This is a genomic window from Streptomyces sp. NPDC007088 (assembly GCF_042869355.1).
In the GTDB taxonomy this organism is placed as follows: Bacteria; Actinomycetota; Actinomycetes; order Streptomycetales; family Streptomycetaceae; genus Streptomyces.
Window position 1 is genome coordinate 173,472 of the sequence record NZ_JBIAFO010000005.1, and the last position, 13,253, is coordinate 186,724.

Here is a 13,253-nt window from a genome sequence, read left to right on the forward strand (position 1 = left end):
GGACCACCAGCCAGCCACGTCGGAAGCACGGGAAGAAATGTCGGCACCGAACAAGTCGTACGACCCAGTAGAGGTCGAGGCGCTGAAACCGGAAGAGATCGACCGGATGCGCGAGGAGGCCCTCGCGGCCTTCGCCGCCGCCGCGGATCTCGAAGCGCTCGCCCAGGCCAAGACCGCCCACACCGGCGGCACCTCCCCGCTGGCCCTCGCCAACCGCGAGATCGGCGCCCTGCCCCCGCAGGCCAAGGCCGAGGCGGGCAAGCGGGTGGGCCAGGCCAGGGGAGCGGTGAACAAGGCCCTCGCCGCCCGCCAGAGCGAACTGGAGGCCGAGCGGGACGCCCGCGTCCTGGTCGAGGAGGCCGTGGACGTCACCCTCCCCTACGACCGGTTCGCCGCGGGCGCCCGCCACCCCCTGACGACCTTCATGGAGCGCGTCGCCGACGTCTTCGTCGCGATGGGCTACGAGGTCGCCGAGGGCCCCGAGGCCGAGGCCGAGTGGTTCAACTTCGACGCCCTGAACTTCAAGCCGGACCACCCCGCCCGGCAGATGCAGGACACCTTCTTCGTCGAGGGCGCCCACGGCGAGAAGGGCGACGAGTCCGGCATCGTGCTGCGCACCCACACCTCACCGGTGCAGGCCCGCTCGCTCCTGGAGCGCGGCGCCCCGGTGTACGTCGTGTGCCCCGGCCGCGTCTACCGCACCGACGAACTCGACGCCACGCACACCCCGGTCTTCCACCAGATCGAGCTGCTGGCCGTCGACGAGGGCCTGACCATGGCCGACCTCAAGGGCACCCTCGACCACATGGTGCGGTCCTTGTTCGGCCCGGACATGAAGACCCGGCTGCGGCCCAACTACTTCCCCTTCACCGAGCCGTCCGCCGAGATGGACATGCTCTGCTACGTGTGCAAGGGCGAGTCCGTGGGCAATCCGGACCGGCCCTGCCGCACCTGCTCCAGCGAGGGCTGGATCGAGCTGGGCGGCTGCGGGATGGTCAACCCGCGGGTGCTCACCGCGTGCGGCGTGGACCCCGAGAAGTACAGCGGATTCGCCTTCGGGTTCGGCATCGAACGGATGCTGATGTTCCGCCACAACGTCGAAGACATGCGAGACATGGTCGAGGGTGACATCCGGTTCACCCGGCCGTTCGGGATGGAGATCTGATGCGGGTCCCGCTTTCCTGGCTGCGGGAGTACGTCGACCTCCCCGCCACCGAGACCGGTCGTGACGTGCAGGCCAAACTGGTGTCGGCCGGTCTGGAGGTCGAGACCGTCGAACGCCTCGGCCACGACCTCAAGGGCCCCCTGGTCGTCGGCCAGGTCCGCGCCATCGAGGAACTGGAGGGCTTCAAGAAGCCCATCCGCTTCTGCCATGTCGACGTCGGGGACGCCAACGGCACCGGCGAGCTGCAGGAGATCGTCTGCGGCGCCCGCAACTTCCAGGTCGGCGACAAGGTCGTCGTCGTCCTGCCCGGCGCCGTCCTGCCCGGCGACTTCGCGATCGCCGCCCGCAAGACCTACGGCAAGGTCTCGCACGGCATGATCTGCTCCGCCGACGAGCTCGGCATGGGCGATGACAAGACGCACGGCATCATCGTGCTGCCCCCGCAGTACGAGGTGGGCACCGACGCGATCGAGCTGCTCGAACTCGTCGACGAGGTCCTCGACATCGCCGTGACCCCCGACCGGGGCTACTGCCTGTCGATGCGCGGCATCGCCCGCGAGACCGCGACCGCCTACGGCCTGGCGCTGCGCGACCCGGCCCTGCTCGACGTGCCCGCGCCCAACGCGCACGGCCACGCCGTGTCGATCGCCGACCCGATGGGCTGCGACCGCTTCACGGCCCGCACCGTCACCGGCCTCGACCCCGAGGCGCAGTCCCCGATCTGGATGCGCCGCCGCCTCCAGAAGGCCGGCATGCGCCCCGTCTCGCTGACCGTCGACATCACCAACTACGTGATGCTGGAGATCGGCCAGCCGCTGCACGCCTACGACCGCTCCCAGGTCCGGGGCGCGGTCGGGGTGCGCCGCGCCGAGGCCGGCGAGACCCTGACCACCCTCGACGGCGCCAAGCGGGTCCTGGACCCCGAGGACCTCGTCATCACCGACGAGCGCGGCCCCATCGGCCTCGCCGGGGTCATGGGCGGCGCCGAGACCGAGATCGCGGACCTGTCCGCCGACGCGGAGAGCGGACAGGCCCTCGGCACCACCGAGGTCCTCGTGGAGGCCGCGCACTTCGATCCGCTCGCGATCGCCCGCGCCTCGCGCCGGCACAAGCTGTCCTCCGAGGCGTCCAGGCGCTTCGAGCGCGGCGTGGACCCGCTCGCCACCTCCGCCGCGGCGCAGCGCACCGTGGACCTCCTGGTCCTGCTCGCCGGGGGCACCGCCGAGCCCGGGGTCACCGAGGTCATCGCGCCCTCCGCGCCGCGCACCCTCACGATGCCGGCCGACCACCCCGACCGCGTGGCCGGCATGGCCTACGGCCGGGAGACCGTCGTACGCCGCCTCCAGCAGGTGGGCTGCGACGTCTACGGGAACTCAGCCGCGTGGAACGCGTCCGCGGGGGGCGGTGGCCGGGAGGCGGGCGGGCAGGACGAGCTGCTCGTGACGGTGCCCTCGTGGCGCCCCGACCTCGTCGACCCGAACGACCTGGCCGAGGAGGTCATCCGGCTGGAGGGCTACGAGAACCTGCCCTCGACCCTGCCGAAGCCGCCCGCCGGGCGCGGCCTCACCGAGCGCCAGCGCCTGCACCGCCGGGTGGGCCGCGCGCTCGCCGGGGCCGGATACGTCGAGGCGCTCACCTACCCCTTCCTCGACCCGAAGGTGTTCGACGACCTCGGCCTGGAGGCCGGGGACCCGGCCCGCCGCGTCGTGCGTCTGGTCAACCCGCTGTCCGACGAGGAGCCCGCGCTGCGGACGACGCTGCTGCCGGGCCTGCTCGGCGCGCTGCGCCGCAACGACGGGCGCGGCAGCCACGACCTGGCGCTCTTCGAGAGCGGCCTCGTCTTCCTGCCGCGTGAGAACTCCACGAGGTCCGTGCGCCTCCCGGTCGACCACCGGCCCGCCGAGGAGCAGCTCGCGAGCCTGGACGAGGCGCTGCCCGTCCAGCCCCGCCACCTCGCCGTCGTCCTCGCCGGCGCCCGCGAGCGGGCCGGCTGGTGGGGCGAGGGACGCCCCGCGGACTGGGCCGACGCCGTCGAGGCGGCCCGCACCGCCGCCGCCGAGGCCGGAGCCGAACTCGTCGTGCGCCAGGGCGTGTACGGACCGTGGCACCCGGGCCGCTGCGCCGAGCTCCTCGCCTTCGTGGACGGCGCCGAGCGCGTCGTCGGCCACGCGGGCGAGCTGCACCCGCGCGTCCTCAAGGCGCTCGGGCTGCCCGCCCGTACCAGCGCCATGGAACTGGACCTCGACGCGCTGGAGCGGGCCGGGGCCGGTCCCGTACAGGCCCCGCGCATCTCCACCTACCCGGTGGCTACCCAGGACGTGGCGCTCGTCGTCCCGGCCGGGGTGCCCGCCGCCGAGGTCGAGTCGGCGCTGCGCGAGGGCGCGGGCGAACTGCTGGAGTCCCTGCGGCTGTTCGACGTCTACACCGGTGATCAGGTGGACGGGGGAAGCAAGTCCCTCGCCTACGCGCTGCGCTTCCGTGCCCCCGACCGCACCCTGACGGCCGAGGAGGTCACCGCGGCCCGGGACCTCGCGGTCGCCAGGACCGCCGAGCGCTTCGGCGCGGTTCTGCGCGGAGCCTGAGCGAGGAGCAGCAGGTGGGGGCGGCGGCCGCCCGGGAGGAGGTTTCCCGGGCGGCCGCCGCCCCTTTTCCTGGGCCGCGCCGGCCCTCGTGCGTGCGCCGCCCGTCCGCCGGGGCGAACGGCTGTGACGGGCGGGCGGCGCCGTGGCGGGGTCGCCGCACTTGTCGAGGGGGGAGCCCGGCGACCCGGCCGGCCTCTTTCGAGGGCCTTCAGTGAACAACCGATCACCCTGCGTCCGGGAGCGTGCGCGGGCCGCTGGTCCGGGTGCTGGGTTCACACCCCGTGTGAAGCCGCCTCGACTACGCTGTGCCACAACCGGTCACCGGTTGATCACCCGGAGGCAGCGATGCAGCCCAACACCTTGCTCGACGCGGTCCTCGACGAGGCAGGTATGTCGCACGCGGGCCTCGCCGCCCGCGTCAACCGGGCCGGCGGCGCCCGCGGGCTCGCGCTGCGCTACGAACACACCGCCGTGGCCCGGTGGCTCAAGGGGCAGCGCCCCCGCGGACAGGTCCCCGACCTGATCTGCGAGGTGCTCTCCGGGCGGCTGCGGCGCTCCGTCACCCTGGACGACGTCGGGCTCGGCCCCGTCGGCCCGGCCGAACCACGACCCGGCACGCTCTCCGGCTTCGTCGACCGGGCCACCGCCCTGTGGCGCTCCGATCAGCAGCAGCGTCCGCACGTCCTCGGGGCGGCCGCCGTCACCGGCACCCCCGCCGTCCTGCCGGTCTGGGAGTGGGAGAACCCGCCGGGCGACGCCGACGTGTCGCGGCGCGGCAGCCGCCGGGTCGGTAGGGCGGACATCGAGATGCTGCGCGCGGCCCGCGGGCACTACGAGCAGATGTACCGCAGAGCGGGCGGCATCGTGATCCGGCCGCGCGTCGTCGGTTTCCTCAACACCGAGGCCGCGCCGCTGCTGCGTGGCGCCTACCCCGACGCCACCGGCCGGCAACTGCACCGGGCCACCGGCGCGCTCGTGGCCATCGCGGGCATCTGCGCCTACGACGCCGACGCGCACGGCCTCGCGCAGCGCTACTTCCACCAGGCGCTGCGGCTCGCCAAGGCCAGCGGCGACCAGGGGCTCGGGGCGTACACCATCGCCCTGCTCGTCAACCAGTGCCTGCACCTCGGGGACCACCGCCAGGCGGTCGCCTTCGCCGAGGCGGCCCTGCGTACGGCCGGACGCAGCATCACCCCGGCGCTCGCCTGCGACCTGCACGCCATGCAGGCCAAGGCGTACGCCCACCTCGGCGACCGCCCGGCCGCCCTGGACTGCATCCGGCGGGCCGAGACCGCCGCCGGGCACATCCGTCCCGGCGACGAACCGGACGAGACCGGCTACGTCCAGCCCGGACTCGTCAACGTGCAGGTCGCGGAGGCCCTGTTGAGTCTCGGGGACCTGCCCGCCGCGCGGGAGCACGCGACCGCGGCCGTGGGCACCCCGGCGCACGACCGGGGGCGCGTGCACCGGCTCGCGATGCTCAGCCACATCGAGCTGCGGCAGGGCGAGACGGAGGCGGCGGTCGCCACCGCGGTCGAGATGGCCGAACAGGCCGCCGGAATGGAGTCGCAGCGACTACGGGACCGACTGCGGGCCGTCCGCGAGCAGTTGGCCCGGCGCAAGGGGCCCGGTACCGCGAGCGCCTGCGAGGCGATCGACGGGGCGCTGCTCGTACCGCTCTGACCGCCTCCCGGTGGGGGCGGGCTCACCCCGGCGCGTTACCGGTCCTGACGGCCCGTCCGGCGCCCACCGTGGCGTCCGCTCCATGGGCGGCTGCTGCGCCCCTGCCGCCTCGCCAGGAAAGTTGTCACCTCTCACAGGAAAGGTGACAGAAACATGCAGTGGACGAAACAAAGCGAACACCCCGTGTACGAGAACCCCTGGTTCCACGTCAACCTCGCCGATGTGGAACTCCCCGACGGCCGGCATCTCGACCACTACCTCATACGGCAGCGCCCGGTCGCCGTGGCCACCGTGGTCAACGCGGCCGACGAGGTCCTGCTCCTGTGGCGGCACCGCTTCATCACGGACAGCTGGGGCTGGGAACTGCCCGCCGGGGTCGTGGAGGACGGCGAGGACGTGGAGCGGGCGGCCGCCAGGGAGCTGGAGGAGGAGACCGGCTGGCGCCCGGGGCCGCTGCGCCATCTGCTGAGCGTCGAACCCTCCAACGGACTCAGTGACGCGCGCCATCACGTCTACTGGAGCGACCGGGCGCAGTGGACCGGTGAACCCGTGGACGGCTTCGAGTCCGACCGCCGCGACTGGGTGCCGCTGAAGCTCGTCCCGGAGATGGTGGGCCGAGGAGAGGTCCCGGGCGCGGGCATGGCGGCCGCGCTCCTGCTCCTGCACCACCAGCGCAAGGCCTGACCCGGCGTCCGGCCCCGGCCCGGTCCGGCCCGGCCCGGGGCTGGGGGAGCGGCCTGGAGGCGGGCGGTCCCGGCCTGTCCTCCGGCCGCCCTCCTGGAGTACGCGCGTACCGGTGTCTACCGGTGTCTACCGGTGCGACTCCGGGCGCCGGCCCCGCGACGCCTTCGCCGCGGGGCCGGCCGCCGCCCGCCGCCGCGCCTCGCTCCGAGTTCTCGCTCGCCGCGCGCTTCGGCCGGACGCTGTGCCGCGGCGCCTCGGCGGCACGGTTCCCCGCGTACCGCAACCGGAGGGCCCGCAGCCGCTCACGCATCCCCCCTCGGACGACTCGGTCCCCGAGGGGGCAGGTACGGACCCGGGTCGCGCACCGGTTCCGTGCGGCCACCGCACCCGCCACCCCCCTCGATGTCACCCGAACGGAGTAATTCCGTGTGCCTCGCCCAGCGCCGCCGGGTGGGGGAGACCGCCGGTCGGGCAAGCGGCACACGGGTCCCCGGCGCCCGCCCCGGCCCGGCGTACGAGCCGTACCCGCGCTCCCCGGTTGCGCGCGGCCCGGAACAGGCGCCGCATGGGTGACGTGGCGCGTGTCCCGAGCGGAGGCGGCAGACCGATCCCTCTGCCACGCGCCCTCGCAGGGAGAGAGCATCCATGACTTCAGACGAGGGCTTCCTGAGCGTCGACCAGCTCGTCGGCCTCACCGCCTACGACCAGGACGGGGCCAAGGTCGGCAGCGTCGAGCAGGTGTACCGCGACGACGCGTCCGGCCGACCGGAATGGGTGACCGTCAAGACCGGGCTCTTCGGTATGAAGGAGACGTTCGTGCCGCTGGACGGCGCGCGCTCCGACGCCCAGGGCCTGCACCTGGCGCACGACAAGAACACCATCAAGGACGCGCCGCACATGGACGCGGACCAGCACCTCGACGCGGAGGGGGAGCGGGAGCTGTACGCGCACTACGGCAAGACCCGCACCGCCACCGACGAGGGCACCGGCATGGGCCGGCCGACCGCCGGACAGGAGTCGGCGGCCGCCGCAGGGGGAGCCGCGGCTCCCGGCGGTATGGCGGACGCCCAGCCCGTGGACGCGGAGATCACCGACGACGACCGTCCGGCCGACGCCAGGATCACCGACCACGAGTACGGCGGCGACCACCGCGACGAGCTGATCCGCTCCGAGGAGCGGCTGCACGTCGGCACCCAGGAGGAGGAGTCCGGCAGGGCCCGGCTGCGCAAGGTCGTGGTCACCGAGAACGTCACCACGACGGTCCCCGTGAGCCACGAGGAGGCCCGGCTCGTCCGGGAACCCATCCGGGAGGGTGACACCGTGCGCCCCGACTTCGGCGACGCCGTGGCCGAGGTGACCCTCCACGCGGAGCACCCCGTGGTCCGCAAGGAGGCCGTCGCCGTCGAACGCGTCCGCCTGGAGTCGGAGAAGGTCACCGAACAGGAGGAAGTCAGCGACACCGTCCGCAAGGAACAGGTCGAGTACGACGACGGCAGCGGAGACGTCGAGGGCGGCAGGGGCCGCAAGGGCCCGAGCCACTGACGTCCCACCGGCCCTGACTTCTCCCGCCGTTGAGGGGCGGCCCCACCCGGGCCGCCCCCTTCGGCACGACCCGCGCCCCGCGCCTCACAAGATGCGCGACGCGGCGGAAACAGGACGATGGGGAGAGGGCGCCGTGCCCCCGGCGGCAGGCGCCCCCCGGGGAGACGGCGGACGCACGCGGACCCCGGGTGCGCCGAGCGCTCCGCAGAAAGGAAACCCGGTCATGGACAAGGCGAGCCCGGACCCCGACCCGCGCGACACCACCGGCCTGGAGCCCGGGGGCGGCGTACCGCCCGGCGAGACGCCCCCGGCCGAAGGGAGCACTGAGTGGGGTGGCCCCGTGGACCAGCCGATCCCCTCCGTGTGGTGGGCCAGGGGCCCGCTCGTGGTCATCCTCGGGATCGTCCTGCTGTGCCTGATCGTCTTCGGCGTCGCCGCGATCGTCTGAGAACACGCTTCCGCGGAGCGCGTCACCTGCGGGACACCGGCGTGCGGGCCCGGGTCGGCACGGGGCGACTCACCGGCTGCGGTGCGCCGCCCGCCCCGCCACCGAAGGCACCCCCGGGGTCACTGGTACGCGTAGAACCCGGAACCGGACTTCCGGCCGAGCCGCCCCGCCTCGACCATGCGCTGGAGCAGCGGCGGGGCCGCGTACAGCGGCTCCTTGTACTCGGCGTACATCCCGTCCGCGATGGAGACGATCGTGTCCAGGCCGATGAGGTCGGACAGTTTGAGCGGGCCCATCGGGTGCGCGCACCCGAGCTCCATGCCGTTGTCGATGTCCTCACGGCTCGCGATGCCCGACTCGAACATGCGCACCGCCGACAGGAGGTACGGGACGAGGAGCGCGTTCACCACGAAGCCCGAGCGGTCCTGCGCGCGGATCGCGTGCTTGCCGAGGACCTTCTCGACCCACACGTGGGCGCGGCTGATCGTGCCCTCCGAGGTCGTGAGCGCCGGGATCAGCTCCACGAGCTTCTGCACGGGCGCCGGGTTGAAGAAGTGGATGCCGATGACGTGGTCGGGCCGGGAGGTCGCCACGGCCAGCTTCACCAGCGGGATCGAGGAGGTGTTGGAGGCGAGGATCGCGTCCTGCCGGGTCACGACCTGATCGAGGACCTGGAAGATCTCGGTCTTGACCTGCTCGTTCTCCACGACGGCCTCGATCACCAGATCGCGGTCGGCGAACTCGCCGAGGTCGGTCGTGAAGGTCAGCCGGGACTGGGCCGCCGCGAGTTCGTCGGCGCTGATCTTCCCGCGCTCGGCGGCCTTCGTGAGGGAGTTGTTCAGCCGGGTACGGCCCAGTTCCAATGCCTCGCCGGTGGTCTCGGCCACCTTGACGTCGAGACCGGCGCGGGCGCAGACCTCCGCGATACCCGCTCCCATCTGGCCGCAGCCAACCACTCCGACGCGTGCCACATCGGCCTTGAAGTCCGTCACCTCGTGCCTCTCGCAGATCCGAAGAACCCCTCGCGGGGCGGCTCCCGGCCTCCCCCGACGCCGCCGCCCCGGCCAGAACGTTACCTCTGGTGAGCGCACGCGGGGCCCGCCGGGGCAGCCGAGGAACCGGGCGGCCACCGGCCCGGTCCGGGGAACGTCACGGCCCGGGGCCGCGACCGGCCCGGCCCGTTCACAGGCGGGAGCGGACCGGAGCGTCCCGGGCGCCGAGGCCCAGGCACACTCCTTCCCCTGCCCGTCCACGACTCACCGACGCGCGGAACGCGAGTGGTGTGCGTCACGTGACGGGACGGCCGGGCCCCGCGCCGCCACCCCTCGGCGCCGGGGACGAGAAGCCGGGCGCCGACGCCGGGCTGGTCTCCCCGCCACTGCGTCACCGCCCCGGGGCTTGGCGCTCGCCCCGGGCCGCCCCTACCACCCGGCCGAACCCGGGGCCGGTCACGTCAGGATCAGCTTCGCGGGCGTCGCCGATTCGGCTGAGATCGTCGAGGGCGTACGGCGTACGGCGTACGGCACGGGCCTTCGAGGCGGTACGCGGATGAGCGCCGCGGTGCGCCGGTCGCGCCGCGAAAACGCCTCGACCGCGGGGCCGGTGGCCTGCGACTCTTCCCCGCATGAACCCATACCCGGCGGGGGAGCCCGCCCCCATGGCCCTGCCCTCCTTGCCCTCGGGGCACCTCGTGTCCACCGATCCGGCACGGCTGGATCTCGGCCTGGTGCACCACTGGCTGTCCACCGATGCCTACTGGGCGCTCGGCCGCAGCCCTGAGAAGCAGCGGCGGGCCGTCGAGGGCTCCCTCAACTTCGGTGCGTACGACAGCTCTTCGGGGGCCCAGGTGGCGTACGCCCGGGTCGTCACGGACCGGACCACCTTCGCCTGGCTGTGCGACGTGTACGTCGACCCGGACGTACGCGGAGAGGGCCTGGGCACCGCCTTCGTCAAAGCCGTACGCGACCACGTCTCCCAATTCGGGGTCCGCAGGTTCGTCCTCGCCACGAACGACGCCCACGAGGTGTACCGGCGCCTCGGTTTCACCGAACTGCCGGACGCCGGGAAGTGGATGGTGCTCACCACCGGCTGAGACGAGAGGGCGGCGGGCCGGAGCACCGGCCGCGTGCGGGGCCCGCCCGCCCAATTCCCCTCTTCCGCAGCCCTGTTCACGAAGAAAGCGGGGCGCGGGCCGTGACGCGAGACGGTCCGGCGCGTTGAGTACCAGTGCCCCTCAGCGGCTCTGACGGAGGACGCCTTGCATCCAGCTCCCACGCACCGACTCTCCCGCACCGAACGGCGGATCGGCGCGAGCCCGCACGTGCTCGACGGCGAAACCGGACCCGCACGCGCCGACGTGAGGCGGACGGTGTGAGCGACGAGCCCACCGACGCCCCGGACGGCACGGTTCCGGGACCGCGCACGGAGCCGCCGCCCCCGGACGGGGCGCGGACCGCTCCCGGGTCCGAGATGCGCTATGTCGACGTGACCGGCAGCCGGGAGGCCGCGGGCCGCTCCATCCGGATGGCCGACATGGCCAGGCGGCTGCCGCAGCTGGTGCGCCGGTCACTCGCCCTCGCCTGGCAGGTCGACCGTCCGGCGACCATCGGCCTTCTGGTCTGCCAGGTGCTCTCCGGGACGACGCAGGCCCTGGGCCTGGTCGCGATCAGCGGCACCCTGACCGCGCTCCTGAACGGCGGGGACGATGACGTCTACCGGCGCCTGAGCGAGGCATGGCCCTCCGTGGCCCTGCTGGCCGGCGCGGCCGGGGTACGGGCACTGCTGGGGATCACCGTCAGCTGGCTCTCCACCCGCCTCGGACCGCTCATGTCGCGCGAGGCCGAGCAACTGCTGCTGAAGGGCTGCACGGAGGTAGAGCTGTCCGCCTACGACGACCCCGGGTTCAACCGCGACCGGGAGGCCGCCGACCGGGGGGCGCAGGTCACCGGGGACCTCATCAACGAGGGGCAGGACCTGATCGCCTCCGCGGCCTCCTTCGTCGCCGGGGCCGTCGTCCTGGCCGGAGTGCACTGGGTGCTGCTCCCGCTGCTGGTCCTGGCGAGTCTTCCGCAGGCCCTGGCCCAGGTCAGCGCCGCGCGGGTGCGTTACCTCGCGAACGTGCGCAGCAACGGGGACCTGAACATGCTGGCGGTCCTGCGCTGGCACATCTACACCAAGGACGCCGCCGACCAGATCCGGGCCGGCACGATGGCGGGCTTCCTCTCCGGCCGCTACAGCCGGACCGTCGCCCGGATCAACCGCGAGGACCGCGCCGCCGCCGACAAGGGCGCGCGCATGTCGCTGGCGGGCGCGCTGTGCGGAGGTGTGGGCTCCGCCGTGGTGTGGGGCGCCGTCGTGGTGCTGCTCGGCAACGGCCGGATCAGCGTGGGCCACGCGGGAACGGCCGTGTTCGCCCTCCAGACGGCGGGGCAGTCGGTACGCGGACTGGTGGCCATCGGCGCGCGGGCCGTGCGTACCGGTCTCTACATGGACGACTGGACGGCGTTCCTCGACAAGGCGGGCGGTTTCCGCATGCGCCGCGGTGAGCACCGGCCGGGCCCGCCGCGGACCATCGAGATCAAGGATTTGACGCACCACTACGACGGCAAGGACCGGCCCGCGCTGCGCGACGTCTCGCTCACGCTGCGCCGGGGCGAGGTCACCGCCCTGGTCGGCTTCAACGGCTCCGGCAAGTCGACCCTGTCGAAGCTGGTCGGCGGCCTCTACCTGCCCACGCGGGGACAGGTGCTGTGGGACGGCACGCCCACGGGCGAGGCCGATCCGCAGGCGCTGTGGCGACAAGTGGCGCTGGTGCCGCAGGACTACGCGCAGTGGCCGCTGACCGTGCGCGAGAACGTCGACCTGGGCCAGCCCTCGCCGCGCGGCGACGCCGCGGTGCGCGAGGCGTGCGCGGCCGCGGGCGCCGACGAGGTCGTCGACGGACTCGGCGCCGGACTCGACACCCTCCTCGCCCGGGAATGGCTCAACGGGGAGGAACTGAGCGGTGGCCAGTGGCAGCGCGTCGCCCTCGCCAGGGCCTTCTTCCGCGAGGCGGGCCTGCTGATCCTGGACGAGCCGACCGCCAACCTCGACCCCCGCGCCGAGTACCGGATCTTCCAGCGCCTGCGGGACCTGGCCCAGGACCGGGTGGTCCTGCTGGTGACCCACCGCATCACCAACGTCGCGGTGGCCGACCGGATCGTGGTCCTCGACGAGGGCCGGATCGTGCAGGAGGGCACCTACCAGGAACTCGCCGGGCAGGACGGCCTGTTCCGGCAGTTCCTGTCGTATCAGGTCACCACCGGCGGGTCCGGGGACGACGCCGGGCGGCACGAGTCCCCGGCGTGAGCGGCCGGTCTTCCCCCCCCGGCAGGTGGTCACCCTTCGGCAGGTGGTCTCCGTCCAGCAGGCGGTCTCCGTCCAGCAGGCGGTGTCCGCGCTCAGCGGCCGCCTTCGTGGACGTGTTCCCGCCCGTCGCCGCTCCCGCCCCGCGCGCACCACACGCCGTGGCACTTCACGGCACGGACGCACGCGGCCCGTACCACCACCGGGCCGGGCCGGGCCGTGTCCGTTCCGTCCTCGTGTCATGGGTCCCGGCCGTGGCGGACGGTGTGGCGCCCGGGTCAGGGCGGCGGTCCCTCGTCCTGACCCGCCCTGCGGTACGACGTCCGCAGTACGAGGTCCTTCGCGGGGCCGGCGACGCGCCACACCGTGGACCAGTTCCGGGCGTCCACCACGGTGAACTCGCCCCGGTACAGGTCGAGGGAGCAGGGGTGGTCCACGGTGTCCCGCCCGGTGCGCAGGTCGAGGTCGTGGAAGAAGCGGCCGTCCTCGAACTCGACGCGCGCCGTGCCGGGGCGCCCGCCCGGAAGCCAGCGGTGCACCCGGCGGGCGGCACGCTCCACCCCGCCCCACTCGAACGTCCCCGACTCCTCGTACCGCAGACCCGGCACCCCCTCGCCGAGCGGGGCGAAGACGGCCGTCCCGCGAAACCGTCCCGTCATCGCGAAGGCGCGGTCCTCGGCGCTCCGCTCGACGTGCCAGCTCCCGGCCAGGTACGCGAACAGATCGGGCGGGGGCGCGAGGGGCGGCCGGGTATCGGGGCAGGACATGCCTCCTTCCTACCGCAAGGGCGCGAGGGGCCACGCGG

Annotated in this window: 10 protein-coding genes; 8 read left to right on the forward strand and 2 right to left on the reverse strand. The window is 73.7% G+C overall.

The window, feature by feature from the left end; all coding sequences use genetic code 11:
* Positions 1 to 37: 37 nt before the first annotated feature.
* From pheS to ACFYMP_RS10415, 6 genes are all read left to right on the forward strand, one after another.
* A complete protein-coding gene (gene pheS / locus ACFYMP_RS10390; RefSeq protein ID WP_388853707.1) occupies positions 38 to 1,165 on the forward strand; it encodes a phenylalanine--tRNA ligase subunit alpha in 1,128 nt (375 codons plus the stop codon).
* Entirely contained in the window at positions 1,165 to 3,747 is a 2,583-nt protein-coding gene (gene pheT / locus ACFYMP_RS10395; protein WP_388853710.1) for a phenylalanine--tRNA ligase subunit beta, read from the forward strand. Before pheS ends, pheT begins: the two co-directional genes overlap by 1 nt.
* Before the next feature lie 345 nt (positions 3,748 to 4,092).
* Positions 4,093 to 5,430, forward strand: coding sequence for a tetratricopeptide repeat protein (locus tag ACFYMP_RS10400; protein ID WP_388853713.1), 1,338 nt, complete (start codon positions 4,093 to 4,095; stop codon positions 5,428 to 5,430).
* 153 nt (positions 5,431 to 5,583) lie between these two features.
* On the forward strand, positions 5,584 to 6,114 hold the full coding sequence (locus ACFYMP_RS10405) for an NUDIX hydrolase (RefSeq protein WP_388853715.1): 531 nt from the start codon (positions 5,584 to 5,586) through the stop codon (positions 6,112 to 6,114).
* Between the two features lie 645 nt (positions 6,115 to 6,759).
* Positions 6,760 to 7,656 carry a DUF2382 domain-containing protein gene (locus ACFYMP_RS10410; protein WP_388853718.1) on the forward strand — a complete coding sequence of 299 codons (897 nt, stop codon included), beginning with the start codon at positions 6,760 to 6,762 and terminating at the stop codon, positions 7,654 to 7,656.
* A 223-nt stretch (positions 7,657 to 7,879) separates the two neighbouring features.
* On the forward strand, positions 7,880 to 8,104 hold the full coding sequence (locus tag ACFYMP_RS10415; RefSeq protein ID WP_388853721.1) for a DUF6480 family protein: 225 nt from the start codon (positions 7,880 to 7,882) through the stop codon (positions 8,102 to 8,104).
* Between the two features lie 119 nt (positions 8,105 to 8,223).
* Here ACFYMP_RS10415 and ACFYMP_RS10420 read toward each other — a convergent pair whose 3' ends face one another.
* Positions 8,224 to 9,096: a 3-hydroxybutyryl-CoA dehydrogenase gene (locus ACFYMP_RS10420; protein WP_388853724.1), complete on the reverse strand. Its 873-nt coding sequence runs from the start codon at positions 9,094 to 9,096 to the stop codon at positions 8,224 to 8,226.
* Positions 9,097 to 9,728: 632 nt separating this feature from the next.
* On the opposite strand from ACFYMP_RS10420, the gene ACFYMP_RS10425 reads away from it, so the two are divergent.
* Both ACFYMP_RS10425 and ACFYMP_RS10430 read left to right on the forward strand, forming a co-directional pair.
* The gene (locus ACFYMP_RS10425; protein WP_388853727.1) at positions 9,729 to 10,196 is read left to right on the forward strand and encodes a GNAT family N-acetyltransferase; all 468 of its coding nucleotides are present in this window, start codon (positions 9,729 to 9,731) and stop codon (positions 10,194 to 10,196) included.
* Between the two features lie 377 nt (positions 10,197 to 10,573).
* Positions 10,574 to 12,451 carry an ABC transporter ATP-binding protein gene (locus tag ACFYMP_RS10430; protein ID WP_388854279.1) on the forward strand — a complete coding sequence of 626 codons (1,878 nt, stop codon included), beginning with the start codon at positions 10,574 to 10,576 and terminating at the stop codon, positions 12,449 to 12,451.
* A gap of 275 nt (positions 12,452 to 12,726) precedes the next feature.
* On the opposite strand, the gene ACFYMP_RS10435 is transcribed toward ACFYMP_RS10430, so the two are convergent.
* The gene (locus ACFYMP_RS10435; RefSeq protein WP_388853730.1) at positions 12,727 to 13,215 is read right to left on the reverse strand and encodes a DUF6314 family protein; all 489 of its coding nucleotides are present in this window, start codon (positions 13,213 to 13,215) and stop codon (positions 12,727 to 12,729) included.
* Between the last annotated feature and the right edge of the window lie 38 nt (positions 13,216 to 13,253).